At 60.6% G+C, this 26,352-nt stretch carries 28 protein-coding genes and 3 tRNA genes; 24 read left to right on the top strand and 7 right to left on the bottom strand.

Going from position 1 to position 26,352, the window contains the following annotated elements:
- Positions 1–183: 183 nt before the first annotated feature.
- The 11 genes from ruvB (at position 184) to nadA (ending at position 8,397) form a co-directional block, all read left to right on the top strand.
- The gene (ruvB, locus tag J3364_RS03460) at positions 184–1,206 is read left to right on the top strand and encodes a Holliday junction branch migration DNA helicase RuvB (protein ID WP_349556725.1); all 1,023 of its coding nucleotides are present in this window, start codon (positions 184–186) and stop codon (positions 1,204–1,206) included.
- 1 nt (position 1,207) lies between these two features.
- Positions 1,208–1,633 (top strand): tol-pal system-associated acyl-CoA thioesterase, encoded by a 426-nt coding sequence (gene ybgC, locus J3364_RS03455; RefSeq protein ID WP_349556723.1) that lies wholly within the window; start codon positions 1,208–1,210, stop codon positions 1,631–1,633.
- 38 nt (positions 1,634–1,671) lie between these two features.
- Positions 1,672–2,364, top strand: coding sequence for a protein TolQ (tolQ, locus tag J3364_RS03450; RefSeq protein ID WP_123634889.1), 693 nt, complete (start codon positions 1,672–1,674; stop codon positions 2,362–2,364).
- An 18-nt stretch (positions 2,365–2,382) separates the two neighbouring features.
- Positions 2,383–2,823, top strand: a complete 441-nt coding sequence (gene tolR / locus J3364_RS03445; protein WP_203141170.1) for a protein TolR — start codon at positions 2,383–2,385, stop codon at positions 2,821–2,823.
- 7 nt (positions 2,824–2,830) lie between these two features.
- Entirely contained in the window at positions 2,831–3,871 is a 1,041-nt protein-coding gene (gene tolA / locus J3364_RS03440; RefSeq protein WP_349556721.1) for a cell envelope integrity protein TolA, read from the top strand.
- A 41-nt stretch (positions 3,872–3,912) separates the two neighbouring features.
- Positions 3,913–5,202 (top strand): Tol-Pal system beta propeller repeat protein TolB, encoded by a 1,290-nt coding sequence (gene tolB, locus J3364_RS03435; RefSeq protein ID WP_349556719.1) that lies wholly within the window; start codon positions 3,913–3,915, stop codon positions 5,200–5,202.
- Positions 5,203–5,295: 93 nt separating this feature from the next.
- Positions 5,296–5,871 carry a peptidoglycan-associated lipoprotein Pal gene (gene pal, locus J3364_RS03430; protein WP_123634893.1) on the top strand — a complete coding sequence of 192 codons (576 nt, stop codon included), beginning with the start codon at positions 5,296–5,298 and terminating at the stop codon, positions 5,869–5,871.
- A gap of 15 nt (positions 5,872–5,886) precedes the next feature.
- Complete coding sequence (gene ybgF / locus J3364_RS03425) at positions 5,887–6,654, top strand: tol-pal system protein YbgF (RefSeq protein ID WP_349556718.1); 768 nt, start codon at positions 5,887–5,889, stop codon at positions 6,652–6,654.
- Between the two features lie 134 nt (positions 6,655–6,788).
- Positions 6,789–6,864 (top strand) — tRNA-Lys (locus tag J3364_RS03420).
- Positions 6,865–6,942: 78 nt separating this feature from the next.
- A tRNA-Lys gene (locus J3364_RS03415) sits at positions 6,943–7,018 on the top strand.
- Between the two features lie 317 nt (positions 7,019–7,335).
- A complete protein-coding gene (nadA, locus tag J3364_RS03410; protein WP_123634895.1) occupies positions 7,336–8,397 on the top strand; it encodes a quinolinate synthase NadA in 1,062 nt (353 codons plus the stop codon).
- A gap of 67 nt (positions 8,398–8,464) precedes the next feature.
- Here the strand turns inward: nadA and J3364_RS03405 are convergent, their stop codons facing one another.
- Entirely contained in the window at positions 8,465–9,940 is a 1,476-nt protein-coding gene (locus J3364_RS03405) for a M48 family metalloprotease (protein WP_349556715.1), read from the bottom strand.
- A 103-nt stretch (positions 9,941–10,043) separates the two neighbouring features.
- Between J3364_RS03405 and J3364_RS03400 the strand changes: the two genes are divergently transcribed.
- Both J3364_RS03400 and J3364_RS03395 read left to right on the top strand, forming a co-directional pair.
- Positions 10,044–10,277 carry a sulfurtransferase TusA family protein gene (locus J3364_RS03400; RefSeq protein ID WP_123634897.1) on the top strand — a complete coding sequence of 78 codons (234 nt, stop codon included), beginning with the start codon at positions 10,044–10,046 and terminating at the stop codon, positions 10,275–10,277.
- A 12-nt stretch (positions 10,278–10,289) separates the two neighbouring features.
- Entirely contained in the window at positions 10,290–11,372 is a 1,083-nt protein-coding gene (locus J3364_RS03395) for an AI-2E family transporter (protein WP_123634898.1), read from the top strand.
- A gap of 44 nt (positions 11,373–11,416) precedes the next feature.
- Here the strand turns inward: J3364_RS03395 and J3364_RS03390 are convergent, their stop codons facing one another.
- Entirely contained in the window at positions 11,417–11,887 is a 471-nt protein-coding gene (locus J3364_RS03390; protein ID WP_349556713.1) for a peroxiredoxin, read from the bottom strand.
- Positions 11,888–12,018: 131 nt separating this feature from the next.
- On the opposite strand from J3364_RS03390, the gene dapA reads away from it, so the two are divergent.
- The 6 genes from dapA to J3364_RS03360 all read left to right on the top strand — a co-directional run bounded on the left by dapA (position 12,019) and on the right by J3364_RS03360 (position 17,002).
- The gene (gene dapA, locus J3364_RS03385) at positions 12,019–12,894 is read left to right on the top strand and encodes a 4-hydroxy-tetrahydrodipicolinate synthase (RefSeq protein ID WP_123634900.1); all 876 of its coding nucleotides are present in this window, start codon (positions 12,019–12,021) and stop codon (positions 12,892–12,894) included.
- Between the two features lie 53 nt (positions 12,895–12,947).
- Complete coding sequence (gene bamC / locus J3364_RS03380; RefSeq protein WP_349556711.1) at positions 12,948–14,003, top strand: NlpB/DapX family lipoprotein; 1,056 nt, start codon at positions 12,948–12,950, stop codon at positions 14,001–14,003.
- 56 nt (positions 14,004–14,059) lie between these two features.
- Positions 14,060–14,773: a phosphoribosylaminoimidazolesuccinocarboxamide synthase gene (gene purC, locus J3364_RS03375; RefSeq protein ID WP_123634902.1), complete on the top strand. Its 714-nt coding sequence runs from the start codon at positions 14,060–14,062 to the stop codon at positions 14,771–14,773.
- A gap of 76 nt (positions 14,774–14,849) precedes the next feature.
- Positions 14,850–15,587 carry a TIGR04219 family outer membrane beta-barrel protein gene (locus J3364_RS03370; RefSeq protein ID WP_349556709.1) on the top strand — a complete coding sequence of 246 codons (738 nt, stop codon included), beginning with the start codon at positions 14,850–14,852 and terminating at the stop codon, positions 15,585–15,587.
- A 242-nt stretch (positions 15,588–15,829) separates the two neighbouring features.
- Positions 15,830–16,837: an NAD-dependent epimerase gene (locus J3364_RS03365; protein ID WP_349556707.1), complete on the top strand. Its 1,008-nt coding sequence runs from the start codon at positions 15,830–15,832 to the stop codon at positions 16,835–16,837.
- Positions 16,838–16,925: 88 nt separating this feature from the next.
- A tRNA-Val gene (locus J3364_RS03360) sits at positions 16,926–17,002 on the top strand.
- 545 nt (positions 17,003–17,547) lie between these two features.
- On the opposite strand, the gene J3364_RS03355 is transcribed toward J3364_RS03360, so the two are convergent.
- The 4 genes from J3364_RS03355 to J3364_RS03340 all read right to left on the bottom strand — a co-directional run bounded on the left by J3364_RS03355 (position 17,548) and on the right by J3364_RS03340 (position 21,118).
- The gene (locus tag J3364_RS03355; RefSeq protein ID WP_349556705.1) at positions 17,548–18,567 is read right to left on the bottom strand and encodes an IS110 family RNA-guided transposase; all 1,020 of its coding nucleotides are present in this window, start codon (positions 18,565–18,567) and stop codon (positions 17,548–17,550) included.
- 121 nt (positions 18,568–18,688) lie between these two features.
- The gene (locus J3364_RS03350) at positions 18,689–19,624 is read right to left on the bottom strand and encodes a DMT family transporter (protein ID WP_349556703.1); all 936 of its coding nucleotides are present in this window, start codon (positions 19,622–19,624) and stop codon (positions 18,689–18,691) included.
- A gap of 133 nt (positions 19,625–19,757) precedes the next feature.
- On the bottom strand, positions 19,758–20,360 hold the full coding sequence (locus tag J3364_RS03345) for a YceI family protein (RefSeq protein ID WP_349556701.1): 603 nt from the start codon (positions 20,358–20,360) through the stop codon (positions 19,758–19,760).
- Positions 20,357–21,118, bottom strand: coding sequence for a CDP-alcohol phosphatidyltransferase family protein (locus tag J3364_RS03340; protein WP_349556699.1), 762 nt, complete (start codon positions 21,116–21,118; stop codon positions 20,357–20,359). The genes J3364_RS03345 and J3364_RS03340 overlap by 4 nt, the downstream gene beginning before the upstream one ends.
- A 102-nt stretch (positions 21,119–21,220) precedes the next feature.
- On the opposite strand from J3364_RS03340, the gene J3364_RS03335 reads away from it, so the two are divergent.
- The 5 genes from J3364_RS03335 to J3364_RS03315 are packed head-to-tail and all read left to right on the top strand — an operon-like array spanning position 21,221 to position 25,500.
- Positions 21,221–22,222, top strand: coding sequence for a zinc-dependent alcohol dehydrogenase (locus J3364_RS03335; protein WP_349556698.1), 1,002 nt, complete (start codon positions 21,221–21,223; stop codon positions 22,220–22,222).
- Between the two features lie 24 nt (positions 22,223–22,246).
- Positions 22,247–22,645, top strand: coding sequence for a 6-pyruvoyl trahydropterin synthase family protein (locus J3364_RS03330; protein WP_349556696.1), 399 nt, complete (start codon positions 22,247–22,249; stop codon positions 22,643–22,645).
- 4 nt (positions 22,646–22,649) lie between these two features.
- Positions 22,650–23,732 (top strand): glycosyltransferase family 4 protein, encoded by a 1,083-nt coding sequence (locus tag J3364_RS03325; protein ID WP_349556694.1) that lies wholly within the window; start codon positions 22,650–22,652, stop codon positions 23,730–23,732.
- A 3-nt stretch (positions 23,733–23,735) separates the two neighbouring features.
- Complete coding sequence (locus J3364_RS03320) at positions 23,736–24,587, top strand: class I SAM-dependent methyltransferase (protein ID WP_349556692.1); 852 nt, start codon at positions 23,736–23,738, stop codon at positions 24,585–24,587.
- 1 nt (position 24,588) lies between these two features.
- On the top strand, positions 24,589–25,500 hold the full coding sequence (locus J3364_RS03315; RefSeq protein ID WP_349556690.1) for a lysylphosphatidylglycerol synthase transmembrane domain-containing protein: 912 nt from the start codon (positions 24,589–24,591) through the stop codon (positions 25,498–25,500).
- On the opposite strand, the gene J3364_RS03310 is transcribed toward J3364_RS03315, so the two are convergent.
- Positions 25,481–26,317: a RibD family protein gene (locus tag J3364_RS03310; protein ID WP_349556688.1), complete on the bottom strand. Its 837-nt coding sequence runs from the start codon at positions 26,315–26,317 to the stop codon at positions 25,481–25,483. The two genes, J3364_RS03315 and J3364_RS03310, sit on opposite strands and share 20 nt — an antisense overlap.
- Positions 26,318–26,352: the final 35 nt, after the last annotated feature.

The following is a 26,352-nucleotide window of genomic DNA, read 5'->3' as shown; positions in this document are numbered from 1 at the left end:
TATTCAGGACTGGCGGGACGTTACGTCGTTTTGTTTAAATGCAACTTAAGTTGCCGTCTGACAAGAATCTGACCAGAGCGTAACGTGACAGCGGGACTCGCGTTTGTAAAATGAACGTGAAATGATGTTGAACGCGTCGCCACGGAATACAGATAAACAACAGGATGCCCGCGAACCAACGCCATGATTGAATCCGATCGCCTGATTTCACCGCAGAGCAGTGCGTTTGAAGATGTACAGGATCGTGCTATTCGTCCCACATTGCTGTCCGAGTACGTCGGCCAGCCTGCGGTTCGGGAGCAGATGGAGATCTTCATCTCCGCGGCGCGTCGTCGCCAGGAAGCTCTCGATCACGTCCTCATTTTCGGCCCGCCGGGTCTGGGTAAGACCACGCTAGCCAACATCATTGCCAATGAAATGGGTGTGGCCATCAAGACCACATCCGGTCCGGTATTGGAAAAGGCCGGCGACCTGGCGGCCATGCTCACCAATCTGGAAGAGGGCGACGTTCTCTTTATCGATGAGATCCATCGTCTGAACGCGGCCGTCGAGGAAGTGCTCTATCCGGCGATGGAGGACTATCAACTCGATATCATGATCGGCGAGGGGCCAGCGGCCCGTTCGATCAAGCTGGATCTGCCGCCGTTTACCCTGGTGGGCGCGACCACCCGGGCGGGTTTGCTGACCTCACCGCTGCGGGATCGCTTCGGCATCGTCCAGCGGCTGGAGTTCTACAACAACGCCGACCTGACCCACATTGTCCAGCGCTCGGCGGCTCTGTTGGGTGTGGAAATGGAAGACGCCGGTGCCCGGGAAATCGCGCGCCGGTCACGGGGGACACCCCGGATTGCCAATCGCCTGCTGCGCCGGGTGCGCGATTACGCCGAGGTGAAATCCGACGGCGTGATTACCGCCGAAGTGGCGGATCTGGCGCTCAATATGCTGAAGGTGGATAACCAGGGCTTTGACCACATGGACCGCCGTTTGCTTCTGGCCATGATCGAAAAGTTCGACGGCGGCCCGGTGGGCGTGGAGAGCCTGTCCGCGGCGATCAGCGAGGAGCGGGGCACCATCGAGGACGTGCTGGAGCCGTTCCTGATCCAGCAGGGGTATATGGTGCGCACGCCCCGCGGGCGTATGGTGACCAACCATGCCTACCTGCACTTTGGTGTCACGCCGCCGGGCAGCGATTCGGAGGGGCAATAGCATGGAAGCGCCGAAACACGAGTTTCGTTGGCCGGTACGGGTCTACATCGAAGACACCGACGCCGGCGGCATCGTCTATCACGCCCGTTATCTGCACTTTATGGAGCGGGCGCGCACCGAGTGGGTGCGCAGTCAGGGGATCGCCCTGCGGGCCGGTCTGGCTGACAACATCAGTTATGTCGTGCAAAAGATGGACATTCACTTCCGGCAGCCGGCCCGGCTCGATGACGAGCTTTGGGTCTCGGCGAATCTGGTCTCCAGCGGCCGTGTCTGGTTTGGCTTCAAGCAGCAGGTCATACGCCAGTCGGATGGGGCGATGCTGGCGGAAGCGGATGTCAAAGTGGCCTGTGTGGCGTTGGACACCGGGCGCCCCCGAGCATTGCCGGAGGCCATGCAGGCCGTCGTCAGGGAAATTACAGCGAATTGAAGGGCCGGTGCGGCCCGAGTCAGATCCAGGAGTGAAACGTGGAGTCACATCTTTCGGTTTGGAGTCTTGTTGCGAACGCCAGCTTCCTGGTCCAGGTGGTCATGTTGCTGCTCGTCCTGGCCTCGGTTATCTCGTGGGCCCTGGTGTTCCAGCGCCTCCAGGTGTTCAAGAAGGCACGCAAGGCCCAACTGGTCTTCGAGGAAAAGTTCTGGTCTGGCATGGACCTGGGGCAGCTTTATCGTGAGGTCAGCAATGATCCGACGGCGCACAGTGGTCTGGAGTCAGTGTTTCGGGCCGGTTTCCGGGAGTTCTCAAGGCTGCGCCAGCAAAGCCAGGATCCTGATGCGGTGATGGACGGCTCCCAGCGTGCCATGCGGGTGGCGTTGTCCCGGGAGCAGGAAAAACTCGAGGCGCACCTGCCGTTCCTGGCGACGGTCGGCTCCACCAGTCCTTATGTGGGTCTGTTCGGGACGGTCTGGGGGATCATGAACTCCTTCCGCGGCCTGGCGCAGGTTCAGCATGCCACCCTGGCGACGGTCGCGCCGGGCATTTCCGAAGCCCTGATTGCTACTGCCATGGGTCTGTTTGCCGCAATTCCGGCGGTTGTGGCCTACAACCGGTTTGCTGCCAAATCCGACGCGTTGCTGAAGAACTACGAAACCTTCGCCGAGGAGTTTTCCAGCATCCTGCACCGTCGTGTTCACAGCAGCGAGAAAGGCCGCGCAGCCTAAGCTGTCGGGAGGCACAGTATGAAAAGTACGGGAATTACCTCGACGCCGCGGCGTAAGCCGATGGCCGAGATCAACGTGGTGCCTTACATCGACGTGATGCTGGTGCTGCTGGTGATCTTCATGGTGACGGCGCCGATGATGACCCAGGGGGTCAAGGTCGATCTGCCGGAAACCACTTCCGATCCGATGCAGGCACCAAAAGACGTTGAGCCTGTCATTGTTTCTGTGGATGCCAACGGCGCGTACTACATCGAAGTGGGTGATAAGGGCTCCGATCCCATGCCGTTGCCGACTTTGACGGAGCAGGTCAACAAGGTTCTTTCCGGTCGCAGCCAGCGTGATGTGCTGGTTCGAGGCGACCGGAATGTGCAATACGGCACGGTGGTCCGGCTGATGGCGGCCCTGCAGTCCGCTGGTGCAACCAGTGTCGGGCTGATCACGGAGGAGCCGGAAGGTTGATTCGGTTGTGACGGATAATAAACGCGAACCCAATGATTATCTGTCGCGCCCGCCCTGGCGCAGTCCGGTGGCTCTGTCCATTGCGCTGCACGTGGGGATTGTGGTGTTTTCGCTGGTGGGCTGGTCCTGGTCCAAGCCCAGTCACGAGCCGCCTCCGCGCAGCATCCAGGCCCGGCTGATCATGCCGGAGCCGGTGGCCGCGCAGAAGCCGGAGGTCAAGCCACCGTCGCAGCCGGAATCCCAGCCCAAGCCGGATCCCCAGGAAGAGGCCCGTAAAAAGGCGGCGGAACAGGCCAAGGCTGAGGAGCAGAAGCGCCAGGAAGAGGCCCGTAAAAAAGCCCTGATTCGCGAGAAAGAGAAGCAGGAAGCGGCTGTCAAAGCGAAAGAGGAGGCCCGTCGCAAAGCCGAGGCCGAAGCGGCAGCGGCCGCCAGGAAAAAGGCGGAAGAGGAAAGGCGGCGTAAGGAACTGGCCGAGAAGAAAGCCGCTGAAGAGAAGCGCAAGGCGGAAGAGAAAGCCGCCGAAGAGCGTCGCAAAGCCGAGGAAAAACGTAAGCAGGAAGAAGCGGAGCGCAAGCGTCAGGAGCAGCTGGCCAAAGAGCGGCGTGAAGCGGAAGAGAAGAAGCGCGAGGAAGAGCGCCGCAAACGCGAGCAGCAACTGGCGACGATGGCCGAGCAGGCCCAGCAGCAACAGGAGGCGGCCGCCCGTGAAAAAGCGGAAGCAGCCGCAGCCGCCAAGGCAAGGCAGGCCCGGATGGCATCGGAAAGTGAAAAATACGAGGCCTTGATCCGGCAGAGACTGAGTGATGCCTGGTATATCCCGTCGTCAGCGCGCAAGGGGTTGAAGACGACGCTGGAGATTACGCTGCTGCCGACCGGCGAGCTGGTCTCGGTCAAGATCACGAACAGCAGCGGCAACACGGCGTTTGATAACTCGGCTCTCAGTGCCGTTCGGGGTGTGAGTCGCTTCCCGGTGCCGGACGATGCGGACGTGTTCAACACGTATTTCCGCCGCTTCTCGATCCAGTTCGACCCGGAAACGCTCAAGTAGGGTGCTGATTTAAACCGATCGACAACGACAGGATGCACAGAATGATGCGTGTGATAGTGACCATGGTGCTGGCCGCCTGTATCGCGCTCCCGGTTCACGCGGAGCTGATGATTCGGATTACCGAGGGGGCCGACAACGCCATCCCGGTGGCGGTGGTGCCGTTCGGCAAGGCCGACGGTTTCCAGCCCAGTGAGAACATCAGCCAGATTGTCCACGAAGATCTGGCGATGAGCGGTGAATTCAAGCCGCTGGCGACGGAGCGCATGCTGAGCCTGCCCACCAACGGCGACGATGTGTTTTACCGGGACTGGCGCCTGCTGGGCCAGAAATACCTGTTGGTCGGCCAGGTACAGCCGGCGGGCGGCGACAAGGTGTCGGCCCGCTATGAGCTGTTCGACGTCAACCGCGAAAAGCGCATCATGGGGGAAACGGCGTCTGTAGCCGCCAACAATCTGCGCACGCTGGCCCACCACATCAGCGACAAAGTGTACGAGGCGATCACCGGCAACAAGGGCGTTTTCTCCACCCGCATTGCCTACGTCACCCTGGATATGGAGAACGGCAAGCGCATCTATCGTCTCAACGTCAGCGATGTGGACGGCAAGCGGGCGAGTGTCCGCCTCAAGTCGAGCGAGCCCATCCTGTCGCCGGCGTGGTCGCCTGATGGCAAGAAGCTGGCGTATGTGTCCTTCGAGACAGGTCGCCCGGCAATCTATATCCAGGAACTGGCGAACGGTAAGCGTACACGGATCGCCCAGTTCCCCGGCCTGAACTCGGCGCCGGCCTGGTCACCGGATGGCGACTCGCTGTTGATGACGCTCTCCCGCGACGGCAATGCCGAAGTCTACAAGATGGACGTGGCCAGTCGGAAACTGACGCGGATGACGGATCACTGGGCGATCGATACTGAGCCCGACTGGTCGCCCGACGGCGATTCCTTCCTGTTCACGTCGGATCGGTCCGGTGGGCCGCAAATCTACATGATGGATGCTGATGGCGGCGACCTGCGTCGCCTGACCTTCGGCAGTCGTTACAACGCACGTCCCCGGTTCAGCCCGGACGGCGAACACATTTTCTATGTTCACCAGCGCGATTCCTATTTCCACATTGCGCGGATGAATATCGAAAGCGGGGAGGAGACGATTCTGACCCGGACCAAGCTGGACGAGTCGCCCAGTGTGGCTCCCAATGGACGTCTGCTGATCTACGCAACCCAGGAAGGGGGCAAGAGTGTGCTTGCGGTCATTTCCGCCGACGGTGGTTCCAACTACATTCTCCCGTCGCGTTTCGGTGATGTGCGTGAGCCGGCCTGGTCACCCTTCCTGAATTGACGTTAAAACGGTAACTTATAGGCCACTGGGTCAGTTCCGGATACGATCCGGCGTTCAGCGGCTCACACATCAAAACCAATCAAGGAAAAGACAATGATTCGTACCTATTCCAAGTTATTCGCATTGCTGGTTGCCATGGGCGTCATGGCGGGCTGTAGTTCAACCGGTGGCACGCAGGAAGAAGGTGCTTACGGCTCCGATGTTTCTGCCGTTGATCAGGAAGGCGGTAGCGAAGTCTACGGCGGCGAAGGTTCCAGCGGTGTTTCCTCTCAGACCATGACTGACGAGGAGCGTGCCGCACAAGCTGAACAGGCGGCCCAGCAAGAGCAGGCGGCCATGCGCAAGATCACCACGTTCTACTTCGATTTCGACACCTCTGAAATCAAGTCCGAGTCCCGCGACGTGCTGATTGCCCACGCCAAGTACCTGGCAGCTAACCCGAATCGCAGCGTACGCCTGGAAGGCCACGCGGACGAGCGCGGTACCAAGGAATACAACCTGGCGCTGGGCGAGCGTCGTGCCAAGGCCGTCGAGCGCTTCCTGGTGGTGAATGGTGCCTCGCGCGACCAGATCGAAACCATCAGCTACGGTGAAGAGAAGCCGGCTGTGATGGGTCACGACGAGAGCGCGTACGCCCAGAACCGTCGAGTGGAATTGATCTACCAATAACAGGGTGTGTGGCACATGAGGCGATTTCTCATGGCCGCCGTGGCGCTGTCGCTGAGCGGCAGCGCCCTGGCGCAATCTTCGGTTCCCGCTTACCAGAATGCGGACTCTGCGGCTCGGAGCCAGTCGGGTGACAGCCAGGCCAGTTCCGAGCTGTATTTCATGATCCAGCAGCTGCGTCGACAGGTGCAGGAACTGCAGGGCGATCTGGAAGAACAGCGGCACAAGCTTGATCAGCTCTCCAAGCAGTCCCGGCAGCGCTACATTGATCTGGACCAGCGCGTCCTGGAGTTGTCGCGTAAGCAGTCGGACCAGCCGGCCCAAGCTTCGGCGGGGGCTTCCGGTGCAGCCGATCAGGGTGGTGACGACTCGGATCAGGTCCAGAAAACGCGGGAATACCGCGCGCCGACCCAGGCCGAGCAGGCCGAATACGATGAGATCCAGTCGCTCATCCGGGACAAGAAGGCCTACGACCAGGCAATCGACAAGCTCTACGGCTTTATTTCGGAGCACCCGGAAGGGGATCTGACCGTCAATGCCTATTACTGGCTCGGGGAAGTGTATCTGGCCAAGCCGCAGCTGCCTCAGGCCAAGCAGGCGTTCACGATCGTCGCGACCCGGTTCGCCGATCATCGCAAGGCGCCGGACGCGTTGTACAAGCTCGGTGTCACCCAGGCGCGAATGGGCGACGATGCGGACGCGCGTTCGACTCTGCAGTCGGTGCCAAAGAAATACCCGGATTCCAACGCAGCGAAGCTGGCGCGGGATTATCTGACGAAGTTGTGATCAAAATTGGGGCGCATTGGTCGGTTTGTAAGCAGGTTTTTGTTGCGGTTGATGTTTTCTGAGGAATTCAGAAAATTTCCTGGAACTGGGGCTTGCCAAGCGAAAAAAAATCCGTACCATATGCGCCTCGTTCGGGGTCGTTAGCTCAGTTGGTAGAGCAGTTGGCTTTTAACCAATTGGTCGATGGTTCGAATCCATCACGACCCACCACCTATTTGAGGAAGGCGCTTTGAAGCGGCTTCCAAGCGATAAGAGCCTGATTCGTCGGGGAAAATCGCAGACCGTTTTGGGTCGTTAGCTCAGTTGGTAGAGCAGTTGGCTTTTAACCAATTGGTCGATGGTTCGAATCCATCACGACCCACCAAACAAGGCAGGCTACACTGCCACCTGAAAGGGGAGCCCAAGGCTCCCCTTTTTTATTGCCTGATGGTCGGCAATTCTTGCCTGATCATGTGGTTATGGCCGTTTCAGGTCGCCGGGCGCAAGCTCAGGTATGGGAACCGTCCGGCGACTGCCTTATCATGCAACCATGACGTTAATGTGTCGCTCCAAGGGTTGCTATAATCCCGGTTTGCCCCCATTTACAGGGCATTATCCACGGCTGGCAGGGTCGATGCGGATCTGGATGGCCAAAGAGCGGTCCAAGGGGCATGTCGGGCGACAGGTGAGAGAAGAGAATTCATGGTAAATGCCAAAGACAGAATCCTGGTACAGGAACATCTTGCCCATGAGGCGGAACCGCGGTCGTTGAGCGCCGACGAGAAACGTCGCCTTGAAGACGCCATCAAGGCCGAGCTGAAAGCTCGTGATGCGGTGTTGGTCGCCCATTATTACACCGACCCCGACATCCAGCGCCTGGCGGAAGAAACCGGTGGCTGTGTGGCGGATTCCCTGGAAATGGCCCGTTTCGGAAACCAGCATTCCGCGACGACAGTCGTAGTTGCCGGCGTGAAGTTCATGGGCGAAACCGCCAAGATCCTGAACCCGGAAAAGACCGTCCTGATGCCGACGCTGGAAGCGACTTGCTCGCTGGATGTGGGCTGTCCTGCCGACGAGTTCAGTGCTTACTGCGATGCGCATCCGGACCGGACCGTGGTGGTCTATGCCAATACGTCTGCTGCGGTTAAAGCACGGGCGGACTGGGTCGTCACCTCAAGTTGCGCGCAGAGCATCGTTGAACACCTGGACGCTCGTGGCGAGAAGATCCTGTGGGCGCCGGACAAGCATCTGGGCGGTTATATCGAACGCACCACCGGCGCTGACATGCTGCTTTGGGACGGCTCCTGTATCGTCCATGAAGAATTCAAGGCGCGCGGTGTCGATGATCTCAAGGCGCTGTATCCAGACGCTGCCATCCTGGTCCATCCGGAATCACCGGAAGCGGTCGTGGAAATGGCCGACGTGGTGGGCTCCACATCCCAGCTGATCCATGCGGTGCAGACGCTTCCCAACGAGCGCTTTGTGGTCGCCACCGACAACGGCATTTTCTACAAGATGCAGCAGCTGGCGCCGAACAAGACGCTGATCGAAGCGCCTACGGCGGGTAATGGCGCCACGTGTCGGAGCTGCGCCCATTGTCCCTGGATGGCGATGAACGGGCTGGAAAACCTGCTTCATGTCCTGCAAACAGGGGATCAGGAAATTCATGTGGATGAGACGCTGCGTGAAGAGGCGTTGCGGCCCCTGCGCCGGATGCTCGACTTCACCGCCTCGATGAACCTCAAGGCGGCGGGTAACGCCTGATCGGTGTGGCTAAACCGGATGGCTGACGCGGGCTATCCGGTATTCCCTTCTTCTTTGGAATCTCTTCCTACTGCTGTGCTTCGTGCAAGGCCCGGGTGATCTGTGACAGGCGTTGTGTGACGATTTCCCGGGTTGGCGTGCCGGGCGGTGCCTTGTTCTGGGCTTCGCGGAGCTGACGTATCGCCGCTTCGTGATCGCCCATCAGCAGATAATATTCAGCCCGTGCCCGGTGCACGCCCACAATATTGCGAGCCTGACCTTCGGCGTCGGACAGTTTCAGCCAGATATAAGCCTTGTCGGGGTAGTCGTTGGCCAACTTGCTGTAGACCTCGGCCGCTCTCTGGGGATGGTTACCTGCGTAGAGGGAGTCGGCCAGCTGATAGCGGATCGGGTAATTGCCCGGATTGCGGTGTAGGGCATCGTCCATCAGCGAGATGGCTTCTTCGGTTTTTTTCTCCTGGGTCAGCGTTTCGGCCAGCGTGACCTGGAAGGTGATGCGCCCGGGATAGTCGTTCAGCAGGTCTTTCAGGATTTTCTCCGCACCGGTTGCGTCGTCGGCAGCCAGTTTGGCCACGGCAAGCCCGTAGCGTGCAGACGGCGGGGGCAGGGCGTCCTTCTGGTCGACATACTGCTGAAAGATTTCAACGGCTTTCTCGGGCGTCTGGGCGTAATGCACCATCACCCGGGCGCGTACCAGGTGATATTCCATGGAATCCTGGTAGTCCTCGGACGGGTACTGATTGGCGCGGCTGCGGGAATCCGAGATCCGGTTCTGGGTCAGGGGGTGCGTCGAGAGGTATTCCGGGACATCGCTGCCCTGCAGGCGACTCTGGCGCATCATGATTTCGAACATTTCCGGCATGCCGTGTGGATCGAATCCGGCAGCGGCCAACATGTCGAGACCCACGCGGTCCGCCTCCCGCTCATTGGAGCGGCTGTACTGAAGCATATTCTGCACAGCCGCGGCCTGGGAACCGGCGATGGTGGCAATGCCGACATCGGATTTGGTCACCGCGGACAGGATAATCCCGGCCAGCATGCCTGCCATGGCCAGGGGGGCGTTCTGTTCCTGGCGCTCCATGCGGCGGGCGAAATGGCGCTGGACCAGGTGGCCCAGTTCGTGGGCCATGACCGACGCGAATTCCTGCTCGGTTTCGGCGTTCAGGAACAGGCCGCCGTTAACGCCGATAACGCCGCCGGGAACGGCAAACGCGTTGATGGCGTCGCTATCGATCACCACCATGCTGAGGTTGCGATTCTGCAGCGCGGCGTAGGGCAGCAACCGGTGCACCACCGTCGACAAGTAATCCAGAACCAGGGGATCCCCGATCTCCGGGGTGGAACGGCGGATCGATTGCAGCACCTGCTGGCCGATGGCGGCTTCCTGCTGTTCGGAAATCAGGCCTCCACCAACGCCGCCCAGAGAGGGCAGATTGCTGTCTTCGGCGTAAACGGGCGTCGCTGTCGCCAGGCAGATTGCCAGGCCTGCCGTCAGCCCCAGGAGTCCCTTACGACAAAAGTGGGGGACTAACACGTGATTCATAGCGGGCCTGATATACTCCTGATGGTATGATTTTTACGGTGTGCGCTTATGTTTACACGGTGGATCATGACAGATTCAAGCGACTTTGGAAGTATCCGATACTATGGCAGACCACTTTCTGGACACCAGCGGGCTTCGTTGTCCCATGCCGCTGCTCAAGACCAAGCTCCAGCTCAATAGCATGCAACCAGGCGACAACCTGGAAGTTATCTCTACAGACCCGGGATCGGCTAAAGATATCCCGTCTTTCCTGAAATTAACCCAGCATGTTCTGGAAAAGGCAGAAGAATCCGAGGGGATCTTCCGTTTTCTGATACGCTGTGGCGATTCGCGTTAGACGGAGCGGTTGATGGTCAGAATTATCCGGGCGCTGGCCCACAAATACTTTTCGGATGATGAAGCGGTCATCCTGTTCCTGCTGTTGATCCTCGGGACGCTGGCCGTGATCTGGATGGGGGATACGCTGGCGCCGGTGATCGCCGCCGTGATCATCGCCTTCATCCTGCAAGGGCTCGTTACCAAAATGACGAATCACGGGGTGCCCAACCTGGTGGCAGTGATACTCGTCTTCCTGCTCTTTCTGGGCGTGCTGGTGGGCTTCCTGCTGGGCATGATGCCACTGTTGTGGTCGCAGTTGACGTCGCTGGCTGGCGAAACGCCGCGTATGTTCCGGGAAATGCAGGCCTATCTGGAGCTGCTGCCCCAGGAATACCCGCATCTGGTGTCGATGGCACAGATCAACAACCTGTATCAGCAGGCCACCAGTGAGGCTGCCAACTTCACCCAGTGGCTGGTCTCGTTTTCCCTGTCGAGCATTCCCGACGTGATGGCGATCCTCATCTACCTGGTCCTGCTGCCGATCCTGGTGTTCTTCTTCCTGAAGGATCGCGACCTCTTGGTGCGGGCCCTGGCGTCGACCCTGCCGCAGCAGCGTCCGATGATGCGCCGCATCTGGGCGGAGGTGAACCAGCAATGCGCCAACTACGTGCGAGGCAAGGCCCTGGAAATCGTCATCGTCGGTGGCGCGACCTTTGTGGCGTTCCGGTTGATGGGGTTGCCCTATGCGGCCTTGCTGTCCCTGCTGGTGGGCCTGTCGGTCGTCATCCCCTATATCGGGGCGGCGGTGGTGACCGTGCCGGTGGCCATGATCGGCCTGTTTGCCTTTGGCTGGAGCAGCGAGTTCATCTGGCTGATGGTGGTTTACGGCATCATCCAGGCGCTGGACGGTAATGTGCTGGTGCCGGTCCTCTTCTCCGAGGTGAACAATCTTCACCCGGTCGTGATCATCATCGCGGTGCTGTTCTTTGGCGGTATCTGGGGTTTGTGGGGCGTGTTCTTCGCGATTCCTCTGGCCACCATGCTGAAGGCCATCTTTGCAGCCTGGCCGGTGCATTATTCGTTGCCGCCCGAGGATAAGCGGGCTGCCGAGTAGTCCGGGATACTGACGGCAGGCGTGGCCTGCCGTCAGCTCAGGGCTTAAAGTCCCTGCGCGGCCTCCAGGACCTCTTCAACGTGCCCTTTCACCTTCACCTTGCGCCACTCCTGGCGCAGGACGCCTTCCTTGTCGATCAGGAATGTGCTGCGTTCCACGCCCAGGCTTTCCTTGCCGTACATCTTCTTGAGCTTGATAACGTCAAACAGTTTGCACACGGTTTCTTCCTTGTCGGACAGCAGCTCGAAGGGGAACGACTGCTTGGCCTTGAAGTTCTCGTGTGACTTGATGCCGTCACGAGAGACCCCGAAGATCACCGTGTCCGCCTTCTCGAAGGCGTTGTGATGGTCGCGGAAATCGCCGCCTTCGGTGGTGCAGCCGGGGGTGCTGTCCTTCGGGTAGAAGTAAATGACAACGTTTTTCTTGCCGCGAAAATCAGACAGGCTGATGTCCTGCTCGCCGGTGGCCGGCAGGGTGAAATCCGGAACCGGTTGGTTCAATTCTACAGTGCTCATGGCATCTCCTTGCTGTGAAATGAATGGTTCAATGGGTTCTACGATGAAAAGTCTGTCAGGCGGTCATATAGAATGGTTGTTTCGGTTGTCAGCCGCAATTACCATTACCGTTTTACGCGAACGGAGTCATTATGATCACTGGTAGCCTCGTCGCCCTGGCCACCCCCATGCACCCCGATGGAGAGATTCATTGGGAAGAGCTGGATCGCCTGGTCGATTTTCACCTGGACAATGGCACCCACGGGATCGTTGCCGTCGGCACGACCGGTGAGGCGTCCACCCTCGATCCGGATGAGCATTGTCGTGTTATCGGCCATATTATCAAACGGGTGAATGGTCGCATTGCAGTGATTGCCGGCACCGGTGGTAACTCCACGCGGGAAGCGATCGAACTGACGGCCGAGGCTCACAAACTGGGCGCCGACGCCTGCCTGCTCGTTGTGCCGTACTACAACAAGCCAACCCAGGAAGGGCTGTATCGTCATTTCCGGACCATTGCCGAAGCCGTACCGGTCGATCAGATCCTCTATAACGTACCGGGCCGGACCTCCTGCGACATGATGAACGAGACGGTCGAGCGCCTCGCCGATATCCCCAACATCGTGGGTATCAAGGACGCGACCGGTAATATTCCGCGTGGTGAGGAACTCATCCAGCGGGTTGAGGGTCGTATGGTGGTCTATTCCGGTGACGACGCGACCGCAGCCGACCTGATGCTGGCCGGCGGCAAGGGCAACATCTCTGTGACCGCCAACGTGGCGCCACGGGGCATGGCTGACCTGTGTGAAGCGGCCATCGCCGGAGACCGGGACCGGGTGGCCCAAATCAACGAGAAGCTGATGCCGCTGCATCGCAAGCTCTTCCTCGAAGCCAACCCGATTCCTGTTAAGTGGGCTCTGCATCGCATGGGCCTGATCAGCGAAGGCATCCGTTTGCCGCTGACCCCCCTTGATCCGAAATTCCATTCAGAGGTCGAGGAGGCGCTGACCAGCGCAGGTGTCCTTTGAATCAATCCAAACAGGTGGGGGCGGGCCCAGGCGGCTCGTCCCGGAGTCGTTTGATGCGTTCTGAAACCCGACCGGCCCGCCTGATGGCGGGCGCCTTGATGCTGGGCCTGCTGTCAGGTTGCGGCATTATTCATGACCGCTCCAATGAATACCGTGACGCGCCAACCGGCAAAGGCGTCAAAGTGCCAGACTGGCAAACCCGCGAGCACATCCAGCCGGCCTATCCCATCCGCGAGACCCAGACGGGTGATCAGGTGGCGACCGGTGAGTTTGAAATCCCCAATCCGCCTGATATGACGTCCGAAATCCTTGACCAGAACTACGTGATCGAGGAGCTCAACGGGCAAATATGGCTGCTGGTCAACGAAGTCCCCGGACGGGTGTGGCCGATGGTGTCGTCCTACCTGACCGACAGAGGGCTCGGAGTGGCGCGGGATAACCCGCAGATTGGCCTGCTGCAGACTGAAGTGGCGGATTTCAGTTCCCGGGCCCGCAACCTGCTGGATATCACCAATGAGAATCCTGACAAGCTGACCGTGGTGCAGTCGCGGATTTCCCCGGGGGTCCGTCGCAAGACCACCGAGATCCAGTTCCGCGTGAGCAAGGTCGACGGGCGTCCGGACGGCATGCTGCAGTGGCCATCGGAAACCTCCGATGCCAAAGAAGAACGCATGCTGCTGTCTGACCTGGGCGATTTCCTGAAACAACGGGAAGACACCAAGTCCTACTCCCGCGCAGCGCTCAATATTCCCAGCGCGCCGAAAGTGAAGATGGTCGCCGGCCAGAGCAGCGATCCCCACATCGAGATGGACTTGAGTTTCGATCGGGCCTGGTCTGAAGTGACCCGCTCGCTGTCCGAGGCGCAGGTTCCGGTCGTTGATATCGACCGCAGTGCCGGTCAGTTCTATGTGGATTTCCGCACGGAAGAAGAGCGGGAGTCGGGCTGGTTCAACTGGTTTGCAGATCCCGATAAACCGGAGTACACCTATCTTGTCAGCATCCGCAAGGAAGGCAACGTGGTGAACCTGAGAACGAAGACCGCACCGGATTACAACGGCGACGATCGTTCAGCCCGCTTGCTGTCGACCCTGTTCGAGCATCTCTATTAATCGTTAAAATCTATCCGGCGGCTCCCAGGGGCCGCCGCGCACACCGGAGAAAGAAAATGGAAAAGCGCGAAGCGCTCTATTCAGGTAAAGCCAAGTCGGTCTACCGCACCGACGATCCCGACCGCTTCGTACTGCTGTTTCGCGACGACACCTCGGCTTTCGATGGTGAGAAGAAGGAACAGCTGGCCCGCAAGGGGATGGTCAACAACCGTTTCAATGCCTTCATTATGGAGAAGCTGGAAGCGGCCGGCATCCCGACGCATTTCGAGAAAGTCCTGTCTCCGGTGGAATCGCTCGTGAAGAAGCTGGACATGTTTCCGGTCGAATGTGTCGTCCGGAACTACGCCGCCGGCAGCCTGTGCCGTCGTCTCGGTGTCGAGGAAGGGCAGGCCCTGCAGCCGCCGACCTTCGAACTGTTCCTGAAGGACGACGCGCTGCACGATCCAATGATCAACGAATCGCTGGCGGAAACCTTCGGCTGGGCCGGCGCAGACGATCTGGCGCAAATGAAAACGCTGACCTACAAGGTCAACGACGTGCTCAAGAAACTGTTCGACGATGCCGGCATGCTGCTGGTGGACTACAAGCTGGAATTTGGCCGTTCCGACGGTCAGATTGTCCTGGGTGACGAGTTCAGCCCCGACGGCTGTCGGATTTGGGACAAGGACACCCGCAAGAAGATGGACAAAGACCGCTTCCGTCAGGGCCTGGGTGAAGTGATTGAGGCCTACGAGGAAGTGGGTCGTCGGCTGGGTATCCAGTTCGACTGAAGACCCTGAGTAGTCGCCCGGTATCGGCAGCCGGGCCTGATTCACCGACAACACATCAAGAACAGGAAGGTGACACATGCGTAAAACCGCCATCGTACTACTGGGCGGCCTGGGCTGCTTTAGCTCCGTGGCTGCGGCTGATGTGGTGGGTGTGGGTGCCCAGGTCAGCTACTGGGACTCCGACCTGACCGGTACCGCCAGCCAGAACAGTGACGAAGTTGACGTCGACGACGATCTGAATCTGGACAGCGACGACAATGTCAATCTGACCGCGGTTTTCGAACACCCGATTCCCGTGCTTCCCAACATTCGAGTGAATTACACCGCGATCAAACAGAGCGGTAACGGCAATGTCGGGGTCGATGGCTTTGGTGATCTGCTTCCCGGCGTACCGGTTCATTCCGAGCTGGACATCGACCAGCTCGACTTGACGATGTATTACGAGCTTCTGGATAACTGGGTCAACCTGGATGCGGGCCTGACCGTGCGCAAGCTTGATGGCGACCTGAAGGTTGAACAGCGCACGCTGGCCGGCAACGCGACGCGCACCAAGATCGACGCGGTCGTTCCCATGCTGTATGCGGCCGCCCGTTTTGATCTTCCGCTGACCGGTTTGTCCGTCGGTGTTGAGGGTAACGGCGTCAGCTATGGCGGCGACTCGCTGCTCGACGGCTCGGCCTACGCGCAATACGACCTGTCCGTGCTGCGCCTGCAGGCCGGGTACCGTAAAATGAGCATCGACTATGAAGATGGCGATGACGCCATGGACGTGGATCTGGGTGGACCGTTCATCAGCGCCGGCCTGGATTTCTGAACAGCGCCTGAATTCGGCATTAAAAGAGCGCCATCTGGCGCTCTTTTTTTATGGGTATGGTTAGAATAGGCTTTATAACAGGTTGACCCTGGCAGAGCCGACCACGCCCATTTGATTGGGTGTGCTGGAGGCGAGGTACCGACAGGGTTCTGATTATGCGGACAGGGATGTGTCGAACGTCGCCACGTGCCTGACTCCCGCCATCCCATCCATGATTTCTGATTACCGACAGGGAGATTAACTTGAAGATTCTGGTCACCGGCACGGCAGGCTTTATCGGTTCCCACCTGGCTCATCGCCTCCTGGACCGCGGCGACGAAGTCATCGGCGTGGATAACGTGAATGACTATTATGACGTCAGCCTGAAAGAAGCGCGCCTGGAGCGCCTGACATGCCGCGAGGGCTTTACCGAAGTTCGCCAGGACGTTGCCGACCGGGATGCCATGGATGCCGTCTTCCGGGACTACCAGCCGGAGCGAGTTGTCCACCTGGCGGCCCAGGCGGGTGTGCGTTACTCCCTGGAAAACCCGCACGCCTACGTCGATGCCAACCTGGTGGGCTTCATGAACATCCTGGAGGGGTGCCGGCACAACGACGTGAAGCATCTGGTCTACGCCTCCAGCAGCTCCGTCTACGGCGCCAACGAGACCATGCCGTTCTCCGTCCACGATAACGTGGACCACCCGTTGAGCCTGTATGCGGCCTCCAAGAAAGCCAACGAGTTGATGGCACACACCTACAGCCATCTGTACCGTCTGCCGACCACCGGCCTGCGTTTCTTTACCGTCTACGGTCCCTGGGGCCGGCCGGACATGGCGCTGTTCATCTTCACCCGCAAGATCCTGGCCGGTGAGCCCATCGACGTGTTCAATCACGGCCACCACAAGCGTGACTTCACCTACATCGACGACATCGTCGAAGGCGTCGTCCGTACCCTGGACAACGTGGCGGAACCGAACGACGAGTGGAGCGGTGCCAACCCGGATCCCGGCACCAGCAGCGCGCCTTATCGGATCTACAACATCGGCAGCAACAACCCGGTTGAGCTGAGCCGGTTTATCGAGATCATCGAAGAGCGGATCGGTCGCAAGGCGGACAAGAACCTGCTGCCGATGCAGCCGGGGGATGTGCCGGCCACCTACGCCGATGTTCAGGCCCTGATCGACGATGTGGGCTACAAGCCGGATACGCCGGTAGAAGAGGGTATTGCGCGTTTCGTGGACTGGTATCGATCGTTTTACGGGGTCTGATAACCGCCCGTGAAAAATTTTGTGGGTCGGCTTTAAAAACCGGTTGACCCCCGGGGGGCGGATCAGTATAGTTCGTCCCCGTTGACGGAGGACCATAGCTCAGTTGGTTAGAGCGCTACCTTGACATGGTAGAGGTCGGCAGTTCGAATCTGCCTGGTCCTACCAACGAATTCCGTTACGAAAGAGCCGCTTAGGATGATGTCCAAGCGGCTTTTTTGTGTCTTGGGAAAGCCGGTTCATATCTTTGCTCCAATACCGTAGGTTGGGCTGACGCAGGAAGCCCAACAGCGATTACCCGGGAATTTCCGCATCACACCACCTCTTCGTCGTGGCGCCTAAGCGGGCAAAGCGTGATAGATGAAGCCTAGCGTCCCGTCCGGTTCATTCGCTGATTTACGGAGCGCCTCGGAATGTTGGGCTTCCTGCGTCAGCCCATATATGGACTCCTCCCCGTTTGCAAGGCTTCAGAGCTTGATGAAGGGACAGGTTGCTACCATATATCCGGCCTGTTTGCGGAGCTTTTGATGCGCTCCTGGCCTCGATGTCTATGCGCGCGTACCGTCCTTCTCAACCTATCGGCCTTTCAGCCTTTGGGCTTACCAGGTTTTCAGTACGCCGGTTTGACCTGTTTGTCATCGCGTCTCTGTTGCCCTCGCAACCTCGGGTGGGTACACCTCCATCTCAAACAATCCGTATTACGGCCGGGCCTCCTAAACCACCGCCGGCCGGTATCGCTCGCCGCGCGCCACGATAACCCAGGCCATGCGCACCAACTTGTTCGCTAGTGCGACCACCGCCTTGTTATAGCCCCTCGTCTGTACGAGACGGTTGATCCAGCGACTCAAGGCATCCTCCTTCCGGGTTGCGCGCTGCACCACCGATCGAGCGCCATGGATGACCGTCGCCCGGACATAGCGGTCGCCCCGTTTACTGATGCCCAGTAGCACATGGCGACCTCCCGTACTGTGCTGGCGAGGGACGAGGCCCAGGGCTGCGGACGCATCCCGTCCCCGCTTGAGCTGTTTGCCATCGCCGATCCACCCCTTGAACACTTGACTCACAATGGGCCCAAAGCCCGGCAACTCGCTCAAGCGGCAGCAGGTATCATCGGCTTTGGCCTGTGTCTTCAACTCACGGTCATACCAGGCCAGTTCTTCCCTTAGCGCTCGCCAGCGTCGGTACTGGCGCTGCAGAATCTGGCGCGAGAGGGGCCCCAGTTCGTTCTCGCCATCCTCCAGCAGCTCCGGAATACGGGCCAAGGACGCCTTGCCCTTCGCCAACACCAGGCCGTATTCCATCAGCAACGCCCGGATCTGATTGCCCAAACGGACCTGCTCACCAATCAGCTGCCGCCGCTGCTGGATCAACAACTGCTGGTCCTGTTGCTCCACCGTTTTCACGCGCACGGTCCGTACGCGACCGTTGTGGCAGGTTTCCGCTATCGCCCAGGCATCGTTGTAATCGTTCTTCTGCCCCCGCAGACAGGCTTTAACATGTTGTGGGGGCAATATCTGAACCTCGTGCCCAAAGGCCTGGATCTGACGCCCCCAATAATGTGCGCCAGCACAGGCTTCCAGGGCCACGGTACAACACGGCTGCCTAGCCAGGAATCGCAAGACCTGGGAGCGCCTGAGCGTCTTGCGCCAACCATCCTGACCATTGGGCTTGAGCTCCACCAAGGCGAAACTTTGCTTTGCCAAATCGACGCCGATCACCGTATGCTTTTTCATGGTCTCCTCCCCTTCGTTCAGATAAATGTTTGCACACTTATCTTGGCGCATCGCGACGCCGTATAGGAGGGGAGGAGTCCATTACATCAACCTACAGTCGCCTTCGGCCGCAGCTTTGGTGTCATCGCCTTAGAATCAGCTTCCTCACCGCACTCCAACGATTAATCAGCAACGCCCCGAAAATCAGCGAGCATCCGGCCGCCTGCATGCCAGACATGATCTCGCCGAACCAACCCGCCGCGAAGATAGCGACCCAGACCGGTTCCAGAACCATGATCACAACCCCATGACTGTTGATCGACAGACTCTGCGCATAGGTCTGAACGAAGAAGCGGCCCGCCGTGCCAAGGATGGCCGAGAGGCCGACCCAGACCAGAATCATCGGATTGAAGTGATGGACCGTGGGGAGCCAGGACTCCCGGATCGCGGACAGACTCAGGGTGACCCCGCCGACCGTCACCAGGGCGATGGCGGTCAGGGCCAGGGCGGGCACGCGCTCCTTGCGACGTTCACCTCCGGTTCTGCGCTGCACGATGCGGGTGTTCGCGGCACGGGTATTGAGCGTGAAATAAAATGCAAAGATCAGGGCCGCCAGAACAAACAGCACCTGGCCCGGCTCCGGACGGAAACCGTTGCGCAGTGACAGCAGCGCCAGCCCGGAAATCGCGACGGGCAGGGCGACCCAGGTGGACATCGGTTGCGCTTCCCGGAACACGACCCGCGCGATCACCGGTACAAAGACGACGCCGAGGCTGGTGAGGAAGGCGCCTTCGCCCACGTTCTCCGTGAGGAACAGGCCACTGATCCAGCAGCTCATGGCAACACCAAACACCAGCCCGACGCCCACAGCACGCCGAAGCTGCTCCAACGACAAACGGGCGATCTGACGGTGGCCGGCGATACAGAGAATGGCGCCGGCCAGCAGAAAGCGGCAGGCCATGAACAGCAGCGGCGGCATCAGCAGGACCGCCTCTTTTGAGAAAATCCAGCCGATTCCAGCGAGCAGGGTAACCAGGACAAGCAGGAGATCGGCTTTTCTGGCGTCAGTAAGGTTCATTCAGTGAAACAGCCGAGTGGGTTATTGAAACGCCGCGCAGTGTATCACGGCGCTTCTCACCACACGCTATCGGTAAGGCTGGCCTGTGGGCGGTGCCGATCGGTTGCCGCCCTCAGGCGAGGAAAGCGCCGGGTCAGAACAGCCCGCTGTCGTCGTAGGCTTCGAACTCGAACCGTAACCGGACGTCATCACCGACCATCAGGGGATTCAGGCCGTAGTCCATGCCCCACTGGCTTCGCTGCAACGTGGTGGTCGCCGAGAAGCCCAGGGTGAACTTCTCGTGGCCGAATGGATAGACCCCGGCCTTGTTCAGCGTTAAATCCAGCGCGACCGGGTGCGTTTGTCCCAGCAGTGTCAGGTTGCCATGCAAGACACCGGTGGTGGCTGTTTTCTTCTCGAACCGCGTGACCTGGAAGGTGATGTCCGGATATTTCCGGCAATTGAGAAAGTCAGCTTTGCACAGGTGCTCGTCCCGCTCCTTGTGGTTGGTAAAGACGCTCTTGCTCTTGATCACCACCTTGCCCTGCGTCAGTTTTCCGGTGTCCTTGTCATAGGTAAACCCGCCGTTGGCCTCCCGAAAGAAACCGAGGACGTCGTCGAAGCCCAGATGATTGACGGCAAACAGCACCGAAAAGTGGTCCGGGTCGATTTTGTACTTGACGGGCTCGGCCGCAGCCGATGTGTTTAACAGCCCGAAGCAAAGCAGGGCAGCGAATAGATTTCTCATAGGTGTCATCGGGACGTCTCCTTGGCATCGTGGTGAGCAAGCAGCCAGATACTGTCTCGGCCGAAGGAATAGACAAGCAGGGTGAGGGCGATGGTCAGCAGGCCCACTGCCCAGCCTCGGGACACCCAGGGCAGCAGGCAGACCATGAGCGTGATCAATTGCCAGACGCAGACGGTCTTGCGAAGGCGACTCTCGGGCAGCGGTGCGCGGAGTCCAGGGATCAGTCCACCGGCAATGACGAACAGGTAGCGCATCAGGCCGATGGTCAGAACCCAGGGGCCGACTTTGCCCTGCGTTATCAGCAGCGCGCAGAGCACCAGCATCAACGCCGCGTCCAGCTCCATATCGAAGCGGGCCCCGAAAGCCGAGGCGCTCTGGGTGCGGCGTGCCGTGGCGCCGTCGACACCGTCCATGATCAGGGCGATCAGGCTGATCCAGGCGATGATCCAGGCGTGCTGGGCAGCATAGTGCGAGAACGGTATAAAGGCCGCCGCAATGCAGACCAACGTGCCTCGACTGAGCGTAACCCAATTGGCGGGTCCGAGAGTGCTGTCGTCCGGGGGGCGTTGTCCGGAAGGCGTCCTGGACCAGCAGATTCCAACCGTCGAGACCAGCACCAGGCCCATCAGAGACGCTGACGCCAGATAGAGGCTCGGCAGGCTCAGAGCGTGACCCAGCAGTCCGGCCACCAGGACAACGGTGAACAGGGCGGCACCCAGTTCGGCGGTCACGCGCCACCGCATCCGGGCGGCGAGCTGATGGGACATATCGGGGCCCTCGTTCGCGTTGGATGTCGGAATCCATCCCTTGCATCTCACCACAGTTTACGCCTTTATGAGCGGGGTGGATTGACGTTAAGGATACATCCTATGGCAGAAACAGGGGTGCGACCGGATTACCAGGGCAGGGCATTCTGGGTCACCGGATACCGGCGGGGTGAATTGCGGCCGGTGCAGGTCTCCCGTCAGCAGTTGGCCGAAGCCGGTGACGTGATTGTCGAGACGCTCTACAGCGGCATCAGCCGGGGAACGGAAAGCCTGGTTTTCCACGGTCGGGTGCCGGAATCCGAATACTCGAGAATGCGCTGCCCGTTCCAGGAAGGGGACTTTCCCTATCCGGTCAAATACGGTTACGCCAACGTCGGACGGGTGCTGGAAGGCCCGTCTTCCCTGAAGAACCGAGTGGTTTTCTCGCTGTTTCCTCACCAGACCTGTTTCCGCGTTCCTGAATCCGCGGTGGTGCCACTGCCGGATGCGCTGCCGCCGGAGCGAGCCGTCCTTGCCGCCAACATGGAAACGGCTGTCAATGCACTTTGGGATGCGACGCCGCGAGTCGGCGACCGAGTGGCGGTCATTGGGTGCGGCGTTGTCGGCTGTCTGGTGGCTTGGATGGCCCAGCGCATCCCGGGGACCCGCGTATTGGCCATCGACCCGGATCCGGGCAAGGCACCGATCCTGGAGCAGTTGGGCGTATACTGGCGCGCCGAAAGCGATGGGCGTGATGATTATGATCTGGTGATCCACGCCAGCGGTCATCCCGAGGGCCTGGAAACCGCGCTCGATCTGGCCGGCGTCGAAGCGCGTATTGTGGAGATGAGCTGGTACGGTGATCGGCCTGTGCCACTGAGTCTGGGCGGCGCCTTCCATTCGCGACGGCTCTCGCTGATCGCCAGCCAGGTTGGCAGAATAGCGCCGGCGCAAAGCGCTCGCTGGAGTTACCGGGAGCGCATGGCGCTGGCGCTGAGACTCCTGCAGGCGCCGGAACTCGATGCGTTGATTCATTCGGAGTGCCGTCTAACGGACCTGCCGTCAGCCATGGCGACTGTGACGGCACCGGACAGCGGCGTGCTGTGCCACCGGGTGATCTATTGATGGATGAATGAAAGGAACCTGCTTATGTTCAGCCTGACCGTTCGCGATCATATGATGATCGCCCACAGTTTTCGTTCGCCACGTTTCGGGCCGGCCCAGGCCCTGCACGGAGCGACGTATGTCGTGGACGTCACGTTCTATCGCGACGAACTGGATGCGGACGACCTGGTGGTGGATATCGGATTGGCCGGCGAGCAATTGCGTGACGTGGTTGCCGAATTCAATCTGGGTAACCTGGACGACCACGAGGAATTCAGCGGCCACAACACCACCACAGAATTCATGGCCCGAGTGGTCCACCAGCGCCTGGCCGCGCGCATTCGGTCCGGTGCGCTGGGGGCCGAAGCCCAGGGGCTGAAACGGCTCAAAGTGACGCTGGGCGAATCCCATGTGGCCTGGGCCAGCTACGAACAGGACCTCTGATTCCATGGACACCGTCTTTCTGGTTGCCGGTGACCCCGGTCAGCGTACCGGTGGCTACGGCTACGTGCGCCGTATTGTCGACGGGCTGCGGCGCCGGGGTGACCGCGTCCACCTGCAGGGTTTGGAGGGCATGTTCCCGGATGGAGATGCCCGGGCGTGCGATGCCATGGACAGCGCGCTGGAAGCCTTGCCGGATGGCACCCGGGTTGTCATTGACGGACTTGCCCTGTGCGGCCTACCGCCGCTGGCGAACCGCCACCTGGATCGCCTGGCCGTCATGGCCCTGGTGCATCATCCTCTGGCGGATGAAACCGGGCTGGATGAGGCAGGGCAGGCGCATTACTTTGCCACTGAGAAGGCAGCGCTCCAGGCGATCGAGCGCGTCATCGTGACCAGTCCGTTTACCGCCGACCGTCTCAACGCCTACGACGTGCCGCCATCGCGGATCGAGGTGGTCATCCCCGGCGTCACCCTGCCGGCGCAAACGGCACCGGACAGCCCGCTGCAGCCGGGGGATCCGTTCCGTTTCCTGTGTGTGGCTACGTTGGGGCCCCGCAAGGGCCAGGATCTGCTGGTCTCGGCCCTGGCGCAGTGCACGGATCTGGATTGGCAGTGCTCGCTGGCCGGCTCCCTGGATCGTCACGCGGACTATGCGGCCAGCCTGCGTCGCCAGATCGACGAGGCTGGCCTGGGTGACCGGGTGCATTGTGTAGGCGAGCTGGACGACGAGGGGCTCGATCAGGCCTACCGCTCTGCGGATGTGTTTGTCTTGCCGTCCTGGTACGAGGGCTACGGCATGGTCATCACCGAGGCGATGGCCTATGGCCTGCCGGTCATTACCACGACGGGCGGCGCTCTGGCGCATACGGCATCGAGCGAAGCGGCAATCAAGGTGACGCCGGGGGACGTGGATGCGCTGGCGGTGGCTCTCCGGCAGGTGATGACGATGCCTGGACGCCTCCAGCAACTGGTGGTCGGTGCGGCGTCGGAGCGGCGTGCGCTGCCGTCTTGGGATGATGCTGCGGGCCAATTCAAGGGCGCCATGGCGAACCTGATCGGCAACCCGCCATCCAGGGCGTTGGAGTAAGTCGTGCCGCATCCTTCGACGGTATTTGACTGCGAATGGCTTTCTATCCGTGAAGCGGCCGACCACGCGGCCCGCAGTGCATCGCTGACGGGCCTGCTCGCGGACTGGCTGGCCCGTCGCGACTCAACAGGCGACCGTCTGTGCGATCTGGGCTGCGGCAGTGGATCGAACGTCCGCTATCTCGCGCCACGACTGCCGACCGGTCAGCGGTGGTGTCTGGTGGATCACGATGCCGGGCTGCTGTCGCAGGCCGCGGAACGCTGCCGCAGCCTGCCCGGTGTTTCCAGCCTGGAGACGCTTGAGGGCGACCTGGTTGGCTCGCTGGACGCGCTGATTCCGGAAGACACATGTCTGATCACGGCTTCGGCCCTGCTGGATCTGGTGTCCGAACAATGGCTCTCTCGATGCGTCTCGCTCGCCGCGAGGCGGGGCGCCGCCTGTCTGATCACCTTGAGCTACAGCGGTGACGTGAGCCTGACGCCAGCCTTGGCGGAGGACGACGCCGTGATTCAGGCGGTCAACGCCCATCAACGGCAGGACAAGGGCGGCGGACCGGCGCTGGGTCCTGATGCCTGGTCGGTTTGTGCCTCGCTGTTCCGGGAAGCCGGCTTTTCGGTCTTTCACGAGCCGTCTGTCTGGTCACTGGATGCCTCACAGGCGGCGTTGCAGGACAACCTGCTGACCGGCTGGGCGCGGGCCGCCGGGGAATGGGCGACGGAATCGGCACCCTCCGTATCGGCGTGGCTGGACCAGCGGCTGCAACGGGTTCGGCGCGGTGAAAGCCGGATCCGGGTCGGTCACCGGGATCTGCTGGCCTTGCCGCCGGGATCCGATACCCTCGGAAGCGACGTCTGACATGCGCCGCTGGCCGGTTTGGCTTCGCTGGGGGTGGACGCTGGCGGTGCTTGTGTCCGCGCTGTTGGCCTTCGACAGCGCGCAGGTGCTGTCCCGGCTGGGTCGGCTGTCGGCGTCGGGGCTTATTGCGGTGCTGGCCCTGGCGCTATTGCAGGTTGTGTTGTCCGCCGGACGCTGGCGGTATACGGCACGCTTGCTCGGTTTGCCATTGCCCTGGTCGGAGGCCGTGCGGGAATACATCCTCGCCAGCTTCATCAACCAGGTGATGCCCGGGGGAGTGCTGGGGGACGCCAATCGTGCCCTGCGTCACGGCCGCAGTACCCGGCAGAGCCTGTCGGCCCTGAATGCGGTGCTGATCGAGCGGTTGGCGGGCCAGATCGTGCTGGTCGCGCTGGCGATTCTGGCCTGGTGGTGGCTGATGCCGGGGGATGTCGTTGCCCGCATGATGGAAGGGCTCCAGTTGCCGGGTTGGTCGCTGGTCTTGGCCACGGTGATGGTCGGGCTGCTTGTCGCGTGCCTGTGGTCTCGCCTGGCCTTTGCCATCCGGTCCTTCCTGTCGGCGCTGCATTTTGCGCTGTTAAGGCCGCGTGTGCTGCTGGTTCAACTGGGTGTCTCGCTGCCCATTATCCTCTGCTACGTCGGCGTGTTCCTGATCCTGGCCCGGGATCTGGGGATGGGCATGCCCGTGTCGTTGCTGATTCCCGGGGCGCTGGCGCTCCTGTTGGCGATGGTCCTGCCGATCACCGTCGCCGGTTGGGGCGTCCGCGAAAGCGTGGCCGGCATTCTCTGGGGTCTGATGGGCTATTCCCCGGCGGACGGACTTGCCCTGAGTGTCGCCTATGGCCTGGTGTTCCTGGTGGCGAGCACGCCGGGTATCGTGTGGTTGTGGCCGTTCAGAAGGGCGGTTGCCTGAACCGCATATCGAACAGGTAATCGCTGCCCAGGCGGAACGGCACGGTCTCTGGCCGCAACGCCCCGTCCAGCTCGTCGATCTCGGGAAGTTGTAATGCAGGGATGCCGCTACCAATGATCATCGGCGCAACGATCAGGTGCAGGTGGTCCAGACACCCGGCGTGCAGGAACCGTGACACCGTCTGACTGCCGCCTTCAATAAAAATCCGGCGATAGCCACGGGCCCGCAGGCAGCGAATGATGTCGGCCGGAGTCACCGAGCTGGATTCGCCCGTCACCTGAATCTCATCGGCCTGACAGGGCGCATCGCCCACAAGACGAAACGTCGGTGCGGCAGCCTGGTCGAAGACCACTTGTTCGGGAGACACTCGCCGTCGGGGATCGATCACGGCACGGTCCGGATTATCACCATCGACCCGGCGTACTGTGAGCTGCGGATTATCGGAGTCCGCCGTACCGGCGCCCACCACCACAATATCGGCAATGGCGCGCAAACGGTGCAGGTGATCCAGTCCGTCGCAGCCGTTGATGTAGTGGGAGGCGCCGGTCACGGTCGCGATGCGCCCATCCAGGCTCTGGCCTACCTGGGCATACACCAGCGACCGGTTTACCGGGTGGCACAGGGGCAGCAACGAGCCCAGCAGGTCGGCGACCTCCACGTCAGCCGGTTGGCGGTGGAGCTCCCAGGAACCATCGTCGAACGTGGTGATGACGGGCCCTTCCGGAGCGTCTGCGGGGAACGGGCCGGTCTTTTCTGATCGCGCCAGTTGCCGAATCAGGCACCAGGCCTCTGCAGCCTGCAGTAATGGTCCTGCCATATGTCTGTTGGATCCGTGTTTTGGATGTTGGGGGT

This window comes from Marinobacter sp. NFXS9 (genome assembly GCF_040148665.1).
GTDB lineage: Bacteria > Pseudomonadota > Gammaproteobacteria > Pseudomonadales > Oleiphilaceae > Marinobacter_A > Marinobacter_A mangrovi.
Note: the sequence above shows the minus strand (reverse complement) of the source record. Positions and strands in the feature narration are given on the sequence as shown.